29 protein-coding genes are annotated in these 18890 nt (G+C 37.3%); 24 read left to right on the forward strand and 5 right to left on the reverse strand.

Translation table 11 applies throughout. From position 1 onward, the window contains the following. Positions 1 to 13 precede the first annotated feature (13 nt). The 4 genes from D1839_RS16180 to D1839_RS16195 all read right to left on the reverse strand — a co-directional run bounded on the left by D1839_RS16180 (position 14) and on the right by D1839_RS16195 (position 3375). Complete coding sequence (locus tag D1839_RS16180; protein WP_120380903.1) at positions 14 to 868, reverse strand: CvfB family protein; 855 nt, start codon at positions 866 to 868, stop codon at positions 14 to 16. 386 nt (positions 869 to 1254) lie between these two features. Further along, positions 1255 to 2436 carry a site-specific integrase gene (locus tag D1839_RS16185; protein ID WP_120380877.1) on the reverse strand — a complete coding sequence of 394 codons (1182 nt, stop codon included), beginning with the start codon at positions 2434 to 2436 and terminating at the stop codon, positions 1255 to 1257. Positions 2437 to 2520: 84 nt separating this feature from the next. After that, positions 2521 to 2937: an ImmA/IrrE family metallo-endopeptidase gene (locus D1839_RS16190; protein ID WP_199690297.1), complete on the reverse strand. Its 417-nt coding sequence runs from the start codon at positions 2935 to 2937 to the stop codon at positions 2521 to 2523. Between the two features lie 12 nt (positions 2938 to 2949). After that, entirely contained in the window at positions 2950 to 3375 is a 426-nt protein-coding gene (locus tag D1839_RS16195; RefSeq protein ID WP_120380878.1) for a helix-turn-helix domain-containing protein, read from the reverse strand. Positions 3376 to 3684: 309 nt separating this feature from the next. Here D1839_RS16195 and D1839_RS16200 point away from each other — a divergent pair, with 309 nt between their 5' ends. The 4 genes from D1839_RS16200 to D1839_RS16215 are packed head-to-tail and all read left to right on the forward strand — an operon-like array spanning position 3685 to position 4643. Continuing rightward, complete coding sequence (locus D1839_RS16200; protein WP_120380879.1) at positions 3685 to 3867, forward strand: helix-turn-helix domain-containing protein; 183 nt, start codon at positions 3685 to 3687, stop codon at positions 3865 to 3867. 16 nt (positions 3868 to 3883) lie between these two features. Beyond that, entirely contained in the window at positions 3884 to 4153 is a 270-nt protein-coding gene (locus D1839_RS16205; protein ID WP_120380880.1) for a hypothetical protein, read from the forward strand. A 58-nt stretch (positions 4154 to 4211) separates the two neighbouring features. Then, positions 4212 to 4430 (forward strand): hypothetical protein, encoded by a 219-nt coding sequence (locus tag D1839_RS16210; protein WP_120380881.1) that lies wholly within the window; start codon positions 4212 to 4214, stop codon positions 4428 to 4430. Continuing rightward, positions 4431 to 4643, forward strand: coding sequence for a hypothetical protein (locus tag D1839_RS16215; RefSeq protein ID WP_120380882.1), 213 nt, complete (start codon positions 4431 to 4433; stop codon positions 4641 to 4643). Here D1839_RS16215 and D1839_RS16220 read toward each other — a convergent pair. Continuing rightward, positions 4640 to 4843 (reverse strand): YozE family protein, encoded by a 204-nt coding sequence (locus D1839_RS16220; RefSeq protein ID WP_158589682.1) that lies wholly within the window; start codon positions 4841 to 4843, stop codon positions 4640 to 4642. The genes D1839_RS16215 and D1839_RS16220 overlap by 4 nt on opposite strands. A gap of 58 nt (positions 4844 to 4901) precedes the next feature. Here D1839_RS16220 and D1839_RS16225 point away from each other — a divergent pair, with 58 nt between their 5' ends. From D1839_RS16225 to D1839_RS16315, 20 genes are all read left to right on the forward strand, one after another. Next, complete coding sequence (locus D1839_RS16225) at positions 4902 to 5162, forward strand: hypothetical protein (protein ID WP_120380884.1); 261 nt, start codon at positions 4902 to 4904, stop codon at positions 5160 to 5162. A gap of 209 nt (positions 5163 to 5371) precedes the next feature. Further along, entirely contained in the window at positions 5372 to 5575 is a 204-nt protein-coding gene (locus tag D1839_RS16230; RefSeq protein ID WP_120380885.1) for a hypothetical protein, read from the forward strand. 344 nt (positions 5576 to 5919) lie between these two features. Next, a complete protein-coding gene (locus tag D1839_RS16235; protein ID WP_120380887.1) occupies positions 5920 to 6687 on the forward strand; it encodes a helix-turn-helix domain-containing protein in 768 nt (255 codons plus the stop codon). Positions 6688 to 6746: 59 nt separating this feature from the next. Continuing rightward, positions 6747 to 7172, forward strand: coding sequence for a replication terminator protein (locus D1839_RS16240; RefSeq protein ID WP_120380888.1), 426 nt, complete (start codon positions 6747 to 6749; stop codon positions 7170 to 7172). Between the two features lie 5 nt (positions 7173 to 7177). Further along, a complete protein-coding gene (locus D1839_RS16245; RefSeq protein ID WP_207710067.1) occupies positions 7178 to 7930 on the forward strand; it encodes a hypothetical protein in 753 nt (250 codons plus the stop codon). A 17-nt stretch (positions 7931 to 7947) separates the two neighbouring features. Beyond that, the gene (locus tag D1839_RS16250; RefSeq protein ID WP_120380890.1) at positions 7948 to 9255 is read left to right on the forward strand and encodes an AAA family ATPase; all 1308 of its coding nucleotides are present in this window, start codon (positions 7948 to 7950) and stop codon (positions 9253 to 9255) included. Between the two features lie 3 nt (positions 9256 to 9258). Then, a complete protein-coding gene (locus tag D1839_RS16255; RefSeq protein WP_120380891.1) occupies positions 9259 to 10332 on the forward strand; it encodes an ATP-binding protein in 1074 nt (357 codons plus the stop codon). A gap of 27 nt (positions 10333 to 10359) precedes the next feature. Then, positions 10360 to 10917 carry a hypothetical protein gene (locus tag D1839_RS16260; protein WP_120380892.1) on the forward strand — a complete coding sequence of 186 codons (558 nt, stop codon included), beginning with the start codon at positions 10360 to 10362 and terminating at the stop codon, positions 10915 to 10917. A gap of 15 nt (positions 10918 to 10932) precedes the next feature. Beyond that, positions 10933 to 12513: a DEAD/DEAH box helicase gene (locus D1839_RS16265; protein WP_120380893.1), complete on the forward strand. Its 1581-nt coding sequence runs from the start codon at positions 10933 to 10935 to the stop codon at positions 12511 to 12513. 15 nt (positions 12514 to 12528) lie between these two features. Continuing rightward, positions 12529 to 12804 (forward strand): hypothetical protein, encoded by a 276-nt coding sequence (locus D1839_RS16270; protein WP_120380894.1) that lies wholly within the window; start codon positions 12529 to 12531, stop codon positions 12802 to 12804. Positions 12805 to 12833: 29 nt separating this feature from the next. Then, positions 12834 to 15062 (forward strand): AAA family ATPase, encoded by a 2229-nt coding sequence (locus D1839_RS16275; RefSeq protein ID WP_442970627.1) that lies wholly within the window; start codon positions 12834 to 12836, stop codon positions 15060 to 15062. 352 nt (positions 15063 to 15414) lie between these two features. After that, positions 15415 to 15651, forward strand: a complete 237-nt coding sequence (locus tag D1839_RS16280; protein ID WP_120380896.1) for a hypothetical protein — start codon at positions 15415 to 15417, stop codon at positions 15649 to 15651. Then, positions 15648 to 16046, forward strand: a complete 399-nt coding sequence (locus D1839_RS16285) for a RusA family crossover junction endodeoxyribonuclease (RefSeq protein ID WP_120380897.1) — start codon at positions 15648 to 15650, stop codon at positions 16044 to 16046. Before D1839_RS16280 ends, D1839_RS16285 begins: the two co-directional genes overlap by 4 nt. Then, complete coding sequence (locus tag D1839_RS16290) at positions 16046 to 16273, forward strand: hypothetical protein (RefSeq protein WP_120380898.1); 228 nt, start codon at positions 16046 to 16048, stop codon at positions 16271 to 16273. The genes D1839_RS16285 and D1839_RS16290 overlap by 1 nt, the downstream gene beginning before the upstream one ends. Continuing rightward, complete coding sequence (locus D1839_RS20910) at positions 16263 to 16397, forward strand: hypothetical protein (RefSeq protein ID WP_286164837.1); 135 nt, start codon at positions 16263 to 16265, stop codon at positions 16395 to 16397. Before D1839_RS16290 ends, D1839_RS20910 begins: the two co-directional genes overlap by 11 nt. A 23-nt stretch (positions 16398 to 16420) precedes the next feature. Then, positions 16421 to 16945, forward strand: a complete 525-nt coding sequence (locus tag D1839_RS16295) for a hypothetical protein (RefSeq protein WP_120380899.1) — start codon at positions 16421 to 16423, stop codon at positions 16943 to 16945. A 223-nt stretch (positions 16946 to 17168) separates the two neighbouring features. Beyond that, a complete protein-coding gene (locus D1839_RS16300) occupies positions 17169 to 17327 on the forward strand; it encodes a hypothetical protein (RefSeq protein WP_158589683.1) in 159 nt (52 codons plus the stop codon). 230 nt (positions 17328 to 17557) lie between these two features. After that, on the forward strand, positions 17558 to 17776 hold the full coding sequence (locus tag D1839_RS16305) for a helix-turn-helix domain-containing protein (protein ID WP_120380900.1): 219 nt from the start codon (positions 17558 to 17560) through the stop codon (positions 17774 to 17776). An 87-nt stretch (positions 17777 to 17863) separates the two neighbouring features. Further along, a complete protein-coding gene (gene terS / locus D1839_RS16310) occupies positions 17864 to 18583 on the forward strand; it encodes a phage terminase small subunit (protein WP_120380901.1) in 720 nt (239 codons plus the stop codon). Continuing rightward, positions 18580 to 18890 (forward strand): phage terminase large subunit (locus D1839_RS16315; protein WP_207671002.1); only part of this gene is annotated, 311 nt, incomplete at its 3' end. The genes terS and D1839_RS16315, both read left to right, overlap by 4 nt.

Below are 18890 nucleotides of genomic sequence, written 5' to 3' on the forward strand. Positions count from 1 at the left end.
ATATTGTTTTCAATCATTTACACAAATACGTATACCCGTCTCGTTGTTCGATCTTTCCCTCTTTCATCAATTTGCCGATAGCTCGCTTAAAAGCAGCTTTACTAATCTGAAACGTAGCCCGTATCTCTTCCGGGTCGCTTTTATCACTAAAAGGGGAAACCCCATCATTTGCTCGGAGGTGTTCCAGGATTTCCGCTGCGTCTTCATGTAGGCTGTCTTGTTTTCTCTTACGCAAGGAGATATTCAGCGTCCCATCATCTTTTACTTCAATGACTCTTCCTTCGACATACTCTCCTAGACGAGGTTCTTGCTTTCGTTCCGTATAATGGATAAAACCACGATAATCATCTGGCGTAATAATTGCAGCCCCTTCTTTACTTGTGAAATACACTGTTCCGGAAATAGAGGTGTTCCACAAATCTTCCGGAGCGAATTCAATTTCTCTTGAAATGACTTGCTCTGTTGCAGGAATAGCAAGCAATCTGCCTTTTTTGTCTCTTCCCAAAGTAACATATAGTTGGTCACCGATTTGCGGCCACACTTTTACGTACAGTGGAAGGTCGTCCTTTGAAACAAGTATATCTTTGGATGTACCTATATCAACAAAAACGCCAAGGTTTGGGATTACTTCTTTAACGGTGCTCCAACCATATACATCCATTTCTATTTGCGGAAGCTGTGTAGTTGCTACTACCTTTCCTTTTTTATCCGTATATAGAAATACATCTATTTCTAGATCAGGTTTTAACTCGCTATTTGCTTCTCGATGATGTAGTAAAATTTCGTGTTGCCCATAGCTTAACACATAACCCGTGTTAATGATTCGCTCCACAGTCATGGTTTGAATAGTTCCAGTTAATTGATTCATCTTTGTAAATTCCTTCTTTCTATGTATTGGAAAAGGGGTACCCATCTTAGAGTACCCCTTATACTGCAAAGTAACACATAAGTCATATTATTCCTCGACATTCATCGAGTGAGAAATCCATCTTTTTTCTTCAAACGCTTTTGAATAGCAGCAGAGATGTTAAAAAAATCGCTATCCAATTAGCACAATATACTAATAAGCTTAATCTCCATGGAGTGTGGTTCCCAGACCAAATTAATTGTTACTTCATTAATACATTTTCATATTTATTCGAATTTCATTTATAACCGCGGTAATCTTTCCACTGGGTGTCCTCTAACTTAGACAACGTAAGCCCTGTGTTTCTTGCTAAACCTTTGCATATAAGGGTTAATTTGTATTCAATTTTACCTAGCCCCAATTTTAGCCCCACTTGCTAAAAATTCACCGAATACTATAGCTGATTGTATGTCTAGATCTTCAAAGAAATGAGCATATGTTTTATTAACCATCTCTATTGTGTTACCTAAACGTTCAGCTATTGCGTTAGGTGGTACCCCTAAACTTATAAGGGTGGTTGCGTGAGTATGGCGCAATCCATGAGGAGTTATCTTTTTTAAAGAAATATCATCAGAATCAACTTTTTTATAAAAGTCACTGAGAAATTGACCGAGATAATAGTGACCTATTTCTCTTCCGTGGTGCGTAATAAAAACTAAGTCGTTTTCTTTAAGTTTCTTTCCTAAAGATAACTTTACCTCAGCACACCATTTTCGATATTTTTTTAATTGGCCGATCACCTCTTTGTCAACTTTGATAGTCCTGTAACTGTTTTTTGTTTTGGGAGGCCTAATACCCAGCTTATCCCTAGTATGTTCTACTGTAACAGTTTCATTTTTGAAGTCAATATTTAACCATTTTAATGCTGCGGCTTCCCCACTTCTTAATCCCGTATAAGCTAAAAGTTGTACTAGAGTGTAGTTTGTAATATTGCCATGCTTTTTTACGTTGGTTAAAAATAATGTTAATTCCTCTGGTTTTAGAAAGTTGTCCTTTTTCTTTTCTCGGTTAACTACAACTTTTTTAACCCTGTTTTTGTCAATTATTTCGTCATCCACAGCAGCATTAATAGCAATCTTAAAAATATTATGGTAAAGGTCAATTGTGTTTGGCGAAAGTTCCATATCGTGTAGCCGATTAATAAATTGCCTTACATAAGTGTTTTTATCAACTTGAAGCAATTTGTATTTACCTAATAATGGTTTGTAATAGTTGTCAATGAGCGCTTTTCTATCTTTTTTTGTCTTTACTCCCCAAGATTTTTCATTCATTGCATACCATATATCTAGCCAATGCGATACGGTTATTTGATCGTGTTCTACTTGCTTAGCGTTTCCATTTAAAAATGCAGCCTTTACTCCCAAAAGAGATTTAAGAGCTTCTTTCTCTGTTTTAAAACCACTCTTTTTCTTCTCTCTCCTATTCCCTAAAGTATCGTAGTATTTATGGCGATACATATAACGCTTTTCACCTGACTTCAATACATAGTAATAAATTTCGTCATCAGTTTTTGTTTTATTTAATTTCATTTTTCTCATCCCTTTTCAACGTGGGTAGACGTTGTTGGATAGAAATGTTTGCATCACCCCCTCTAAAGAAACGTTTGTTCTGTTTTAATCGTAAAAATTTTTAATGAGCAGTTGCTCAGGTATGCCGTAATTTTCTACAGCATCTTTTATAGTAATAGTGGAGGTCATATCTTTTCTAAAAACCAATTTAATTGCAAATGTATTAGCTTCTACCTCTATTTTGCTAGTCGAATAATATGTATTAAATTTCAAAAAAGGTGTATTAATTTCAGGATGCAGTATGGCATGAGCAAGTTCGTGAGCACAGGTAAAGATTTGTTGTTCTGTAGATGCGTTTTCGTTGATGTGGATAATAGACACACGGGCATGCCTAGTATGAAACCCCAATATCTTCCCCAGGGGTATTGTTCTAACAACTATGTCCATTGCTTCGGCTATTTTAAAAGGATTATTAGTATCGTATTTTTTGATGAGAGAATCAACTTTATGTTTAATATCCACACTGACTCACTCCTAATCTCTATATTTATAAGGGGTGAATTTCTTTTTAGCTATCCTCTTAGCGATGCGTAATGAGGTTTCCAAAGAAGCGATCAACATTTCTCTATCTTCCTCATCCAATTCATCTATAGTGCTTCCGTCAAACGCAGCAAATCCAGACTCGTTGTCCATGTTATTAATCATTCTTTCAAGTTCTTTTTGAATACTTTGTTCGTCCTTTTCTGTTAAATCATAGTATCGTTTCTTTTCTGTGCGACCCAGAAGGTAATCCACAGATACGTCAAAGTAATCGGCTACTTTCTTAAGTTTATCTACTCCAGGAGTAGAATCATCCCATTTTCTAATTTGTCCATTGGATATTCCGGTCTGTCTCTCCAGTTCTGCAACAGTTATTTTTTTCTCTTTACATAAATTTTTTATTTTTTCTACTAAACCCATTACCGTCAACCTTTCCCAAGCTTATAAAAAACGGAAATTATCAAATAAATTAATATTTCTATTGACAATTAGTTTATTTGATATTAAACTGTGTTCATAAGCTAATTTGTTAGCTGAAAAGACAATAAAAAATATGACCTATTAAAATACATTTTTTTCGCTGGGGGGCGTAACAAAATGTGTAATACAGGCTTTTTTTAAAGTCTTATTTAGCTATGAATTGATAATATCATATAAGCTAATTTGGGTCAATAAAATTAGCTAACATTTTAGCTTATAAATTAACATTCGTGAAAAGAGGTGTTTTTTATGCCTGAAACTTTAGCATTAGAAGTTCGTTCTGAGTTGTTCAAACGTAAAATGAGCCAAAAACAATTAGCCGAAATTCTGGGGATATCTACTGTGTATTTAAGTGACATTATTAACGGTAGAAAAACAGGGCCAAAAGCGCAAGAACATGCTAAGCATATCAAAAAGATATTAGGTATTTAGTAAAGGAGTTGTTGGTTTGATCCCTGCAAATGTGCAAGTGAATATCAACGAGAAAGCAGTAAAAGAATTCATTGAAAGTAAATTGCAAGAACAAATAAATCAACGTTTATTACTGGTCGATATTAACAAACTTGCAGAATTAACTTGTATGTCAGTTCGATATTTGGAAAAAGAGATTTTATCTGATCCAAGAATTAAGGTTCATGAAAGAAGGAAAAACCGGAAACGTTGGTGGATTGCCGAACCAACTTTTAAAGCAATAGAAGAAATTGTATCTGAATGGTAATAAAAAAAATAGTCGTGGGTAGACGTTGGAATACAGAAATACGTAAGGAGGAAGCAAAATGACCCAAGAACTGCAATCGTTCCGTGATAGATACAACAACATCATGCAAGCACCTAAACGGATACGTAACAAACGGTTAGTTACTTTGATGGAGGATATGGCAAGGACATATAACATTCCGTTGTTGTATTCAGCAGCGTATACATTCAACAACCCGGAAGTAATGAAGCTTTATAGACAAGTTAGTTATGCAAGAGATTTTGAGGGAGGGAGATAGATGTTTGATAAGTTATCTAATCTAAGAAGCGCCTTTGAACAGGCAGTAGATACTGTTTTGGAAAACGGCATCCCGCAAGAAATAGATCTGCGCCGTTCTGAACTGATGAAGCTAGTTGTAAAAGAAGCAAATCGAAGAAAAAGCGTGGGACCTTATTCCAGGGATGCAACCGCCGACCCGATAACCGGAAGAAAAAGATATGAAAAGTACTAATTAATATCCGATTTATATAGCTCGTAGAGTTTTTCAAACATTTTAAATTGGTTCCGGTCAAGTTTTCGTTCTAAATAGGAACTCATATCAGCATAGCTGTTAGAGTTTGGAAATTTTCTATCCCTAAGAATATCGTACGCTAAGTCACCTACTGGTCTGTTGATTTCTTTAAAATGTTTCAACCATATTATAAATTTCAAATCTATACCCTCCTTCACATTTATTCTACCAAAAGTGAGGGAAAGAAAGGAGATCATTATGGCAAATCTTTCTATGTTTCTACTAAAAGACCAAGAAAAAGCCGACAAGCAGTTAGCTGTTTATGATTACAACTTTATGCATGCTGCCCGTTATGTCGCACAAGGAGAGTTTGAAAAAGCTGCAGTGCACCATCGTAATGTAGCTAATGCGCTAGAAGAGTTACAGCGTATGAAAAACAGCAAGGATACGACTGATGAAGCACGATCGCTATTGAATCAAATAGATAAGCAAGAATCAATCAGGAGGAATTGGTTTTGAATAAGCTACTGGATCCTGATGTGTTTTATCCTGTCGCTTTTGGGATTGTGGTCGTTGGTAATTGGCTGCTAATTGTTAATTATTGAAGGAGAGGATTAAGTGGGAGATAAAGAACGGTTGGAGAATGTGAAAAGAAACTATGAAGCTGAATTAGCTGATGAAGCATTGGAGGGTGAGTTAGAAGAAGCTCTTGAAAGGAGGTGAAGCCAATGTTCCGAGTTAAAATTACTGATTTAGGAAGAAACAATGTGACTGTTACGGAAGATATGGAGGTAGTGAATTTCAATAACCTTTTAAGCATGGTGTTTCCGCATCTTGTTTCATCGGATATACATTTCGTGATCAATTATGGTATCGGCTATGTTTATGCAGGGTTTCGTTCTGTTGGAAAAATAAAAGTAACCACAATATGAAAGGAGGTGAAGCAATGCATTGTCCATTTTGCAAAAGGGCGCCGAGAGATATCCCTGAATATATTGAGCAAGCCAATTTTAACGAGATGAGTCCAAACGATTACGTGAGAATGGATGAAGGAACTTACCATGCTGAAACAGACTTGTTTTGCTGTACGGACTGTTACATCAAAATCGGGTCACCTTTGAACTCAGATTTAGCAAAAGTTTTTCGAGACTATAGAAAGCAAGTTATACCACTAAAAAGGTAGGTGAGTTTAATTGGCTAAAGGTAGCCTAATGGGTGCTTTAGTAATAGGTATTGTTATTGTGCTAATGATCATTTGACAGGAGGTGACGTAAATTTGAGAAGACAATGGACTACTAAAGAGGTTGGATACATTAAACGTGCTGCTCTCTTAGATAGTACCAATGACGTTGTTAATCTAGAACAAATGGCAAAGCATTTAAATCGTAGTGTTAGTGCTGTTTCAAAGCGTATTTGGTTACTAAGACAAGAGGGTGACTTTCCTGAAATTGATAAAGGAAAAGCAATTGACACAGCTGGAAAACCTTATTCGGATGAAGACATAAAAAGGATAAAATTCATGGTAAAAAAAGGCTCTACTGCTAAAGAAATTGCAGAATCGCTAGGTAGAACAGAGTCATCTATTTATAGCGTGATAGGCAGATTACGGAGGAAAGGGGTTATAAAAACTACATCTAAAAAAATGTGGAACTCAAGTGATGTCCATTATCTCATTAATAACATTCAGTTTGATGAAAATGGTTATACAACTAACACCAAAGAGCTTGCTCGAGCGTTAAACCGTCCTTATCAATCAGTGACATATAAAATATCCCAATTAAGACGTGATGATGTACTAACAGTTAAAGCTGACATGACCAAAACAAGTGTGAAAGCAAAACAAGCTCATGATGAATTTAATCAAAAACGCTTTGCAACTTTAGGAAAAGAGGTGAGAAATGTGGTTACAACTCCAAGTAAAGCTGAAGTTGTACCAGTAATACTTACAGTAAGTAGTAATTCAACTGGTGAAGAAATACATCAATACTGGACACTTGACGGAAAGTTACTGGCGGAAAATAAAAAGGCAGTCAGCTGCAACTGACTACCAATAGTAAAACAATAACTTGTGGTGATTATACCACAGAAAGGGGATTTAGAGAAATGGTTCAGAGAAAAATTGATTTACCACTTTCTGGTTTAGCGGAGGGTGCTATCCAAGAAAAGTTGGACTTAGAGTTAAAAAAGGTATTCGACAACATTCATGATCCAAATACGAAAGCACAGGATAAGCGTATTGTCACTATAAAGTTAGAATTCGTTCCGGATGAGAATCGTCAAATCGTGAAGTTAAACAGCAACATAGCCATTAAGTTAGCAAATGTAGTAGATACATCTATTACGGTACTTACTGACAAGGATTTAACGGATGGAAACATTGAAGCGAAAGAGCTCAAATCAAAAGTACCAGGACAGACTTATTTTGACGATGATCTCAATCAAAAAACAGATGTTGGTGTTCCAGTTGATGTTATTGAACAAGAACAGAACAGAAAAAATGTGATTAATCTACAAAAAGAGAGAGGGTAATTACCATGATTAAAGAAGCTATTAAATATTTAACAGAGTTGGGAATTAAGCCAGATGAAAGAGTTGTGGAAATAATAGATTCCGATAATAAAGATCGTATGTTTTTTATTGACGATAACGGAACGGCAAGGGAAGTACAACCGACAAATGGTCGAGCGCAATATGAACTTGAGTTAAACACTCTAACAGGATTAGTTAGTTATATTCAATCGAATCTTGAACGTAAAGATCAACAGTTTTTCTTACAAGTAGTGAACGAAAAAAAAGTAACGTTGAGTGGATTGCTTGAGTCAGATGGTGGCCGAGAAACTCTAGTGGTTGCCAATGCGATTGTACCAAGATTTGCTTACGGGGACTTTCTTGATGCTGAAGAACTTATTATTGCTTTTCAATCCAAATTCACTAAAACAAAGGATCGTGATTTGATTCTAAAAGTAGTTGGCAACGTGAAAGAAGAAAATGTTCGCCAAACAGGAGACAATGGTGTTTCTCAAGCAGTGACTATTAAAACAGGTATTGCTTCAGCAGATGATGTAATTGTTCCAAATCCAGTTACTTTAGCACCATATCGTACATTTTTAGAAGTTGAACAGCCAGAGAGTAATTTTATTTTCAGGATGAAAGATGGTCCAACTGGTGCCATTTTTGAAGCTGATGGGGGTGCTTGGAGAAATCAAGCAATTATTAATGTACGCGAATACTTAAAAGCAGAGTTAGCTAAAGAAATGGAAACTGGAAGAATTACTATTATTGCTTAAGGAGAGGAGAACGTACATTGATTAAAATTAACAAGCTTGAAATAGAAAATGTCAAACGGGTGAAAGCTGTCAAAATAGAGCCTACTGCCAACGGGTTAACAATAGTTGGTGGGAAAAACAGGCAAGGTAAAACGAGTGTACTAGATGCTATTGCTTGGGGGTTAGGGGGAAATAAATTCCGCCCTAGTCAAGCTAATAGGGATGGTTCTGTAGTTCCTCCTTATCTACAACTAACTCTATCCAATGGATTAGTTGTGGAGCGTAAAGGTAAAAATAGCGATTTAAAAGTTATCGATCCTAACGGTCAAAAAGCAGGCCAACAATTATTAGATAGTTTTGTAGAACAATTGGCTATTGATCTACCGAAATTCATGAATTCTACCAGCAAAGAAAAAGCGAATATTTTATTGCGCATTATAGGTGTAGGAGACAAGCTTCATGATTTAGAAACAAAGGAGCAGGAACTCTATAACCAGCGGCGCACTATAGGGCAAATTGCTACTCAAAAAGCAAAGTTTGCGAAGGAACAAACTTATTACCCTGATGCACCGAAAGAGCTTGTTTCTGCCTCCGAACTTATCGAACAACAACAAGCTATTCTAGCAAAAAACGGAGAGAATCAGCGTAAACGCCAACAGCTTGCACAAATAAAATCACAGTATGAAGCTAAAGGACAAGAAATTGAACGCATAAAACAACAATTGCAAGAAGCAGAAGCTGCTTATGCTGCATTAGGTAATGATTTAGAAATTGCGCAAAAAGATGCATTGGATCTCGTAGATGAGTCAACAGAAGAATTGCAAGCTAATATTCAACAAATTGACGAAATCAACCGCAAAGTACGTGCAAATCTAGATAAAGATAAGGCAGAAACAGATGCGGCTGATTATAGAGCACAGTACGATAAACTATCAGCTTCCATTGAAGATGTTAGAAAGGAAAAGTCGGAGTTGTTAGGGAATGCCGATTTACCATTGCCAGGTTTATCTGTTGAAGATGGGGATTTAATTTACAACGGTCAAAAGTGGGATAACATGAGTGGCGCTGATCAGTTACGCGTATCTACAGCTATTGTTCGTAAACTAAAACCTGATTGTGGCTTTATCCTCTTAGACAAATTGGAACAAATGGATAACGAAACACTTACGGAGTTTGGTGAATGGTTAGAAGGAGAAGGTTTGCAGGCCATAGCTACACGAGTTGGCACGGGAGAAGAATGTTCGATCATTATTGAGGATGGTTATGTTGTCGGTCAAAGCATTGTAGAGCAAGCCCAGGAAATAAAGCAACCACAGGCAAAAACTTGGAAAGCGGGTGAATTTTAATCCATGGAAGTAATCAGTGGAAAAATCGAAAAGGCAAAGAAAGTTGTTTTGTATGGTCCAGAGGGGATAGGAAAGTCCTCTCTAGCATCTCAATTTCCGAAACCTATTTTCATCGACACAGAGGGTTCCACAACGGAATTAGAAGTAGATCGTTTACCAGCACCAACAAGTTGGACAATGTTGCAACAACAAGTCGATTGGGTTAAACAGCAGGCGGGGCGCTTTGAAACGCTTGTAATTGACACCATTGATTGGGCTGAAATGCAATGCACGAACTATGTTTGTGCTCAACACAATAAAAAAGGTATTGAGGACTTCGGTTATGGACAGGGTTATATTTATGCAAAAGAAGAACTCGGGCGCTTTCTGAATAAGCTGAGTGACGTTATTGAAGCAGGTATACATGTTGTTCTTACTGCACATAGTCAAATTGTAAAGTTTGAACAACCAGACGAAATGGGCGCTTATGATCGTTATCAATTGAAACTTGGAAAAAAGACGAGCTCACAGACAGCTCCATTAGTCAAAGAGTGGGCGGACATGGTTTTGTTTATAAATTATAAAACGTTCAGTGTAGCTGCAGATGATAAAGGTCGGAAGCATAAAGCTCAAGGGGGTACAAGGATTATGTACACTACACATCATCCGGCATGGGATGCCAAAAACAGGCATGGGTTACCTGAAGAATTACCACTTAATTTTTCAAGCATTGCTCATATTTTTCAGAAGAAATCTCAACCTGTGAATCAACCAGAGCCTATACAACAAACACAACCAAGTCCGGTTGAACAGCCAGTAACACAACCAGAACCGATGCAGCAAAGTAATGCAGGAAATATAGAAGAGCCGATTCAAGATACTTTAGATCAAAATATACCAAAGGCTTTAAGAGATTTAATGATAGCCCATAATGTTTCAGAAGGTGAGATACAAATAGCAGTTAGTCAAAAAGGTTACTATCCACAAGATACGCCAATTACAAATTATGATCCTAGCTTCATCGAAGGCGTACTTGTAGGAGCTTGGCAGCAAGTGTATGGAATGATAGAGGAATTTAGAAAGAATCTACCATTTTAAAAGACTATTTAATTGGAGGAATTAGGAATGAGTACTGAAGAAAGAGAATTAGGCTGGGATGACGAGATAGAACGTGATGGTGGCGAATTTATATTGCTACCAGCTGGAGACTACCATTTTACTGTAACCAAATTTGAACGTGGTCGTTTTCAAGGTAGTGCGAAAATGCCTCCTTGTAACCAAGCTAAGTTGGAGTTAACAGTACATTCGCAAGAACATGGGAATGTTGTCGTCTTTCATAACTTGTTACTTCACACCAAAACAGAAGGACTGTTATCAAATTTCTTCACTGGTATTGGGCAAAAGAAAAAAGGTGAAAAGTTACGTATGGATTGGAATAGCGTTATTGGTGCTAAAGGAAAGCTGCAGCTAGAAATTAATAAGTTTATTGGGAACGACGGCCAAGAACGTACCAATAATCAAGTAAAAAAGTTTTACCCATACGAGGAAGCTTTTCCACAACAACAAGGTGCACCAATGCAACAAGGTATGCCACAAGGCCAACCAATGAATCAACAAGCGCCATTTCCAACTAATAATACCCCTCAACAGGGGCAAGGCGGATTTACACCAGGTCAATTTTAGGAGGTAGGCAAGATTATGCAATTAAGAGATTATCAACAAGATGCCAGGGATTCAATTCAATCGGAATGGGATAAAGGCATTAAAAAAACATTACTTGTTCTACCTACCGGATGTGGCAAGACCATTGTCTTTAGTAAAGTTATTGAGGACAGAGTCAAAAAGGGCGAGCGTGTTCTCGTCCTTGCCCATCGGGGTGAATTGTTAGAACAAGCTGCAGATAAATTGGAGAAGGCAACAGGGTTAAAATGCGCTACCGAAAAAGCTGAACATACATCATTAGGTAGTTGGTTTCGTGTAGTAGTAGGAAGCGTTCAAACATTAATGAGGGAAAAACGACTAGCAAAATTTGATAGTGATTTTTTCGATACGATCATCATTGACGAAGCGCATCATTGTATATCTGATAGTTATCAGCGAGTCTTAAACCATTTTGAATCAGCTAATGTTTTAGGGGTAACAGCTACACCAGATAGGGGAGATATGAAGAACTTGGGATCTTATTTTGAAAGCTTAGCTTTTGAATATACTTTGCCCCAAGCCATTAAAGAGGGATATTTAAGTCCAATTAAAGCATTAACAATTCCTTTGAAGTTAGATCTATCCCAAGTAAGTCAACAAGCAGGAGATTTTAAAACGAGCGATTTAGGTTCAGCTTTGGATCCTTATTTAAATCAAATAGCTGAAGAAATGTGGAAAGTAGCTAAGGATAGAAAAATCGTTGTCTTTCTGCCACTCGTTAAAACAAGCCAAAAGTTCACGGAAATATTAAACGAAAAAGGGTTTAAGGCAACTGAAGTAAACGGGGAAAGTAAAGACCGAGCTGAAATATTGGAAGATTTCGATAAAGGTAAATATAACATACTTTGTAACTCCATGTTACTAACGGAAGGATGGGATTGCCCCTCAGTTGATTGCATTGTCGTATTAAGGCCAACAAAGGTACGTAGCTTATACAGCCAGATGGTTGGGCGCGGTACCCGACTTCATCATGGTAAAACTGAATTATTATTATTGGATTTCTTGTGGCATACAGAGCGCCATGAGCTATGTCATCCAGCTCACTTAATTGCTGAAAATGATGAAGTGGCCAAAGCGATGACAAAACAAATTGAAGAGGCTGGGGTACCACTTGATTTAGAATTAGTGGAACAAACAGCAGCAGAGGATGTAGTGGCTCAACGAGAGGAAGCACTGGCTAAGCAATTACAAGAAATGAAACGTAGGAAGCGAAAGTTAGTGGATCCACTTCAATTTGAAATGAGTATCCAAGCAGAAGATTTATCTGGCTATGTTCCTTCATTCGGATGGGAAATGGGTCCACCTAGTGAGCAACAAGTGAAGAAACTTGAGAAGCTAGGTATTATGCCAGATCAAATTGATAATGCAGGAAAGGCCAGCAAAATTCTTGATCGTTTAGATAAGCGAAGAGAGCAAGGGTTAACGACTCCTAAACAGATTCGTTTCTTAGAACAACGTGGTTTTCAGCATGTAGGGAAATGGTCGTTTGATAATGCAAAACGATTAATAGATCGAATTGCTGGTAACGGTTGGCGAATACCGAAAGGTATAAATCCAAAAGAATATAAAGGTGAGTAAGAGGGAGAGATATCATTGAATAGACAAGAAGTGCAAAAAATAAATGAAGAAATACATTTTACTGGTTATGCAAGAAATAAAGTGAAAACTATGGGAAATGAAATAGCAGATCTTACCGGAAAAGTAGAACTAACTTCAGCTATGGTTAAAGAAGGGTTACTTGACCCAGAAATTTATAAGAACTATGTTCTACGTCAAAAGAAAGAAATTAAAGACATGTTGAGTGAAATATATTCGTATTTGAAGCTTGAGGATGTCAAAGGCAATTATGACTTTGTATTCAAAAAATAGATCTAGTAAAAAGTCACTATGGAAAGTTGGTGAAATGTTTGGAACACAAACTAGATTTACTCGCCCTATTAGATTATATAGATCCGTCTATGCTTGATTATCAAGAATGGCTAAATATAGGTATGGCTCTCAAACATGAGGGCTATACCGCAAGCGATTGGGAAGATTGGAGCAGACGAGATAACGCCCGTTACCATCCAGGAGAATGTTTTAAAAAATGGACTACATTTGAAGGGAATGGCATTACGGGTGCGACAATTACTCAAATGGCCAAAGACTACGGATGGCAACCACACCGATCAGGTGATGATCGTGAACTAGATTGGAACGATGAAATAGCTGGTAATGATGATTACGTTGTTATTGATAAAAACTGGATTGAAGGTCAGGAAATAAGAGAGCCAACAATGTGGAATCCGGTTCGTGAGCTGACCACCTATTTAGAAACATTGTTTGAAGCATCGGAGAATGTTGGTTATGTCGTATCCACCTGGCAAAACGATGAAGGGAAACACTTGCCTACTAAAGGTAATTGGGATCGTACAGCTGGCGAGCTAATACAAGCATTAAATGAATCGAATGGAGACGTTGGGGCAGTTTTAGGTGATTATAACCCCGAAGCTGGCGCTTGGATTCGTTTCAATCCTTTAGACGGAAAAGGCGTGAAAAATGACAATGTCACAGAATATAAATATGCATTGGTAGAATCAGACACGATGGACTTAGAAAAGCAAAACGCTATTTTACGAGAGTTAGAGTTACCAATTGCAGCGCTTGTTTATAGTGGCAAAAAGAGTATTCATGCCATCGTAAAAATAGATGCTGCTAATTATGACGAATATAGAAAACGTGTTGATTACCTGTATAACGTATGCAAAAAGAACGGCTTGAACATTGACAATCAAAACAGAAATCCTTCCAGACTCTCGCGCATGCCAGGTGTCGTAAGAAATGGTAAAAAGCAATTCATCATCGATACGAACATTGGTAAACCAAATTGGGAAGAGTGGCATGATTGGATTGAAGATGTGAACGACGATCTGCCGGATCCTGAAAGCTTAACAGAGTTTTGGGATCATATGCCAGAACTTGCTCCACCGTTAATTGAAGGAGTACTTAGACAAGGTCATAAGATGTTAATGGCCGGACCATCAAAAGCAGGAAAGTCATTTGCCTTAATTGAATTATCCATAGCAATTGCGGAAGGGTCTAAGTGGATTGGATGGCCATGTACACAAGGAAAGGTGTTATACGTCAACCTTGAATTAGATAGAGCCAGTGCTTTGCATCGATTTAAAGATGTATATCAATCATTAGGGTTACAACCTAATAACATTAATAATATCGATATTTGGAACTTGCGTGGGAAGTCTGTTCCTATGGACAAGTTGGCTCCAAAGCTAATTAGACGTGCGCAAAAGAAAAGTTACATTGCGGTTATTATTGACCCTATCTATAAGGTGTTGACGGGTGATGAAAACAGTGCTGATCAAATGGCGCATTTCACCAATCAATTTGACAAAATAGCCACTGAGCTGGGTTCTAGCGTTATTTACTGTCACCATCATTCAAAAGGTACACAGGGTGGTAAAAAATCTATGGATAGGGCTAGTGGTTCAGGCGTGTTTGCAAGGGATCCTGATGCACTTCTTGACTTAGTAGAACTAGAAGTAACAGAGGAATTGAACAAGCAACAAGAAGGTGCTGCAGCTACTGCTATATACGCTAAGGCGATTCAACAAGCTAACTTTGATTACTTTGACGAGAATGTTGGTATAGATGATCAGCAGAGCGTAGCGCAAATGAATACGCATGCCAAACGGGTGCTACCTCCAGAAGTTTTAGAAAAGGTGGAAGAAGAAATAAATCAAGCTGTAAAGCGTGTGCGTGTACGTTCTGCATGGCGCATCGAAGGAACATTACGTGAATATCCGAAGTTTGAACCAGTGAATATGTGGTTCCAGTATCCTGTCCATCAAGTGGATGAAGTAGGAGTTTTAAAGGATATACAGCCTGAAAACGAACAGCCAACTTGGAAGAAAAACTTTCAAAAGAAAAAGAGTTCAGCTGAGAAGAAGAAGGAACAGAACGAATCATTAGAAATAGCTTACGAGTCTTGTACGATAGATGGCACTGTCACATTAGATTCATTATCAGAATTTATGGGAGTCACTCCAAAAACTGTAAGAAACAGAATTAAAAATCATGGTGGTTTTTGGATTACGAATGGCGAAGTGGGAAGAAAACCAGATAAATAAAAAGGGAAAAAGTCGATATTTTTCTTTCTTTCCCTTTTTAGGGAAACAAGGAAATTCTCGAACTATTTCTTTTCCTTCATTAGGGAAAAACTCGAATATTTTCCTTTCCCTAAGCAGGGAAAATATCGGTACTTTTCCTTCCCTTCACTGAGAGGGAAAAAGTCGAGAAATATCGAGAATTTCACAGGGAAGGGAAAACCTTATATTAATAATATAACATTTCCGTTTCCCTCCCGTAGGTCGTAGAGAAAAAAGTGGTGGGCTCAAGCGCAGCCCGCCACACCATTTTCTCTTCCTACGACAATGAAAAATTTCAGTCAGCAAAAAGTAAAAAAATGGAAGGTGGATAAAATTGACTAAAAGGAAAAAACATCCAAAGCTAAGAGTTGCCAGAAATATGCCGCCTCTTTACCATACGTTACCAGGTGAAAAATACAGCCATAGGAAAAGCGAAGTTTTGAAATGGTTATCTGAAAGACCGGCGTTAATTGAACACGTATTTACAGATGTATCAAATTCAAAAGACATTTTTTATAATCCCGAAACAGGCAAATGGCAGGGTGTGGATTACGAGGAGGATGAAGAATGACAACTGAATTCTTTATGCCAATGAAAAAAGTACCAACTGTAACTCATCAACAGAAACAGGTAACGGTAGTGAAGGGGAAGCCCGTTTTCTATGAACCAGAACAATTAAAGGCTGCACGTACTAAGTTGATGGCTCACCTTGGAAAACATGCTCCAGAAAAGAAGTTTAACAATCCGATTCGGTTATATGTGAAGTGGTTATTCCCGATTACCGGGAAACACACGAATGGTAAATATAAATATACAAAGCCGGATATTGATAACAGCCAGAAGCTATTATTTGATTGCATGACGGATTTAGGATTTTGGAAGGATGATTCATTGATCGTTAGTTTGGTAGCTGAAAAGTTTTGGGCGGAGCTACCAGGTATTTATATTCGAATCGAGGAGATTTGATGGACTATCAAGCTTTTTATACTGAAGTTGCTAATTGGATAAATGAGTGTAATAACAAAGCGATGGCGTTCGGTATGCATAGCAACGAGTTTTGGAGTTGGGTTATGCGGTCTACTGGTGAAATGAGCAATAAGTATGGAAATAATGACTTGGTTAAAAAGCAAATGATTATGCTAGTAGATTGGTTAAAAGAAATCTATGAGAGGATGAATAATCGTGGATCATAACGAAAGAGAATCTATCATAGCTCAATTGGCATTAGCTGAAGGAGTTAACGAATCTGTATTTCAGAAATATACAGATGAACAGCTACTACAAGAAATGAAGTCACTGTTTGGCGATGATGAATAGTTGAAAGTGAAGGAGGGTGCCTGATGCACATTACAGAGAAACAGCTAAAGCTAATTACAGAAACAGCTTCAAGAGAAGCAATTAAAGCATATAAAGAAGATGAGAATAAACGCAACCAAGAAAAGCATGACAGGCGTTTACGTAATATTAAACTGCTGTTGAAACATTACAGGGCGCTTGTACTTCATTGCGAAAAACTAGAAGATGATTTGGTTAAGTTTGAGAATACATCTATCCAGGACTTGGATATTGATGAGATTAACCTTGAAAGCATTGAATCAATTAAACAGAGTAAAACGAAGTCCATTGCCATGGTGTATTTTGTCAGAGGGAAAATGGAAGCTTACAAACGTTCTTGCAGCGAGGATGAATTAAAATATTTTCGTGTTCTTGAGATGAAGTATATCACGCCTAAAAAATACACAATACGAGAAATAGCAGAACGAGAATGTATTGATAAGGTAACAGTATACAGATACTTGAATAAAGCAATAGAAGATTTACCAGTCATTTTTTTTGGAATCGAAGCCATCCAGTTTGAAAAGTGAGTCTGCAAAAAATCTGCAACCACATTGCAACTATTTATGTGTTAAGATGATACCGTAAGAAAAATATCTTACAAACTCCTTTAAGGGTTATAATATAGCAAAAAGCATCCAATGTTGTGTGTTGGGTGTTTTTTGTTTGCAAAATAAATACATAAAACAACAAATTTATATTGACGTACGTAAATATAAATGCTATAATATAAGTAAGGAAGGAGGGAAAAAGGTGAACATGGAAGATGTCGAAAGAATACTTAGATTAATAACTTGGTCTACAGCTAGCATAGCGGCTATAGTAACCACAATAAAAAATCTGGGTGAAATGAAAGACAGGAAAAAAGAGAAAAAGCGACGCTCTCCCACCAAGAAGAAACGTCGCAAGTAAGCCCGAGGGGGAAGAAATTCCCCTTCTCAATACAAAGTATACCATGTTCACAAACAAAATGAAAACTTACGACTGGTTCAATATAGTGCTGTTAGGTCTGTTTATTTACCACTTCACATTCATGGATTATAACGATCTGCATACATTGGATATTATTGCTTCTGTAATAGCTGTAATTTGGTTAATTATCACAACAATAGATATAATAATCAAGTGGAGGTTTAAGAAGCATGACAAAGAGTAAATACTGCTTTGATAATGTGGACCAGCTACGCAGTTTTTTGGAAAATGAAGTGGTGACAACTACAGAAGCTGTAGAACTAATAGGTTGCAGCAGGCAGAATATAAAGCAATTGGTTGACCATGGTACACTAATGCCGATCAAGCAAACGCCACGAGAACGATTATTCTTGAAAGAAGATGTGTTGAACTATCGAAAAAGAAAATAAAAGTATCTGTAGACATCTCAAACATGGGGTGTCTTTTTCTTTCGTTCAAAACAACTCGATTACATACGGGGGTGGGTGTTGATGTAAATGGAAGCTAGACATAAGAAGGCCGAAATAGATTACAACAAAGGAATGAAATATAAAGATATAGCTGAGAAATACGGCGTTTCAATTAATACGGTAAAGTCCTGGAAACGCCGGCATGGATGGGAACGTAACAAGGGTGCACCCAAAGAAAAAAGTGTGCACACAAAAAAAGGTGGGCAACCAGGAAACAAAAATGCTTTAGGTAACAAGGGCGGAGCTCCAAAAAAGAATAGCAATGCTGTTACGCACGGGTTATTCGCTAAATATTTGCCTCAAGAGACGCTAAACATTGTTAACGATATTGACGACATTTCACCTTTAGACATTCTTTGGATGAATATAAAAATGCAGTTTGCATCCATTATGCGGGCGCAACAAATTATGTATGTCGAAGGTAAAACCGAGATGATTAAAGAGCTTAAGAAGTTAAAACAGTCAAGTGGAGACAAAATGAAAAGCGAAGAGGTTGAATATGAATTCCAGTTCGCCTGGGATCGCCAAGCAACATTTATGAATTCCCTTAGCAGGTCAATGGGCGAATTAAGAAGCATGCTTAAGCAGTTTTATGAATTGGCCAATTATGACGATGATAGGCTGCTGGAAGTTGAAAGAATGAGAGCTGTTATTGATAAAACAAAAGCCGAGGTTGAAAAAATAACAGACAACAATGACAGTGATCCAATTGAAATCATGATAAAACGAAAAGGTGATACATCATGATAGAAAAAGAAGTGAATCCTCACTTCGAAAACTTTCTCTTTGATTGGAAACATAAGTTTCAAGTTCTTGTGGGCGGTTATGGTTCGAGTAAAAGTTACCATGTCGCTTTAAAGATTATATTAAAGCTATTGCAGGAAAAAAGAACAGCGCTTGTGGTACGGGAAGTATATGATACACACAGAGATTCTACATTTTCTCTATTTGAAGAAATTATTGAGGATATGGGTTTAGCTGATAAAATACGTTGTGTCAGTTCCCCTATGCAAATACGCTTTCCGAATGGCAGTAAAATCATCTTTAAAGGGAT

Source organism: Roseburia sp. 1XD42-34 (assembly GCF_009917385.1).
Lineage (GTDB): Bacteria > Bacillota > Bacilli > Bacillales > Amphibacillaceae > Virgibacillus.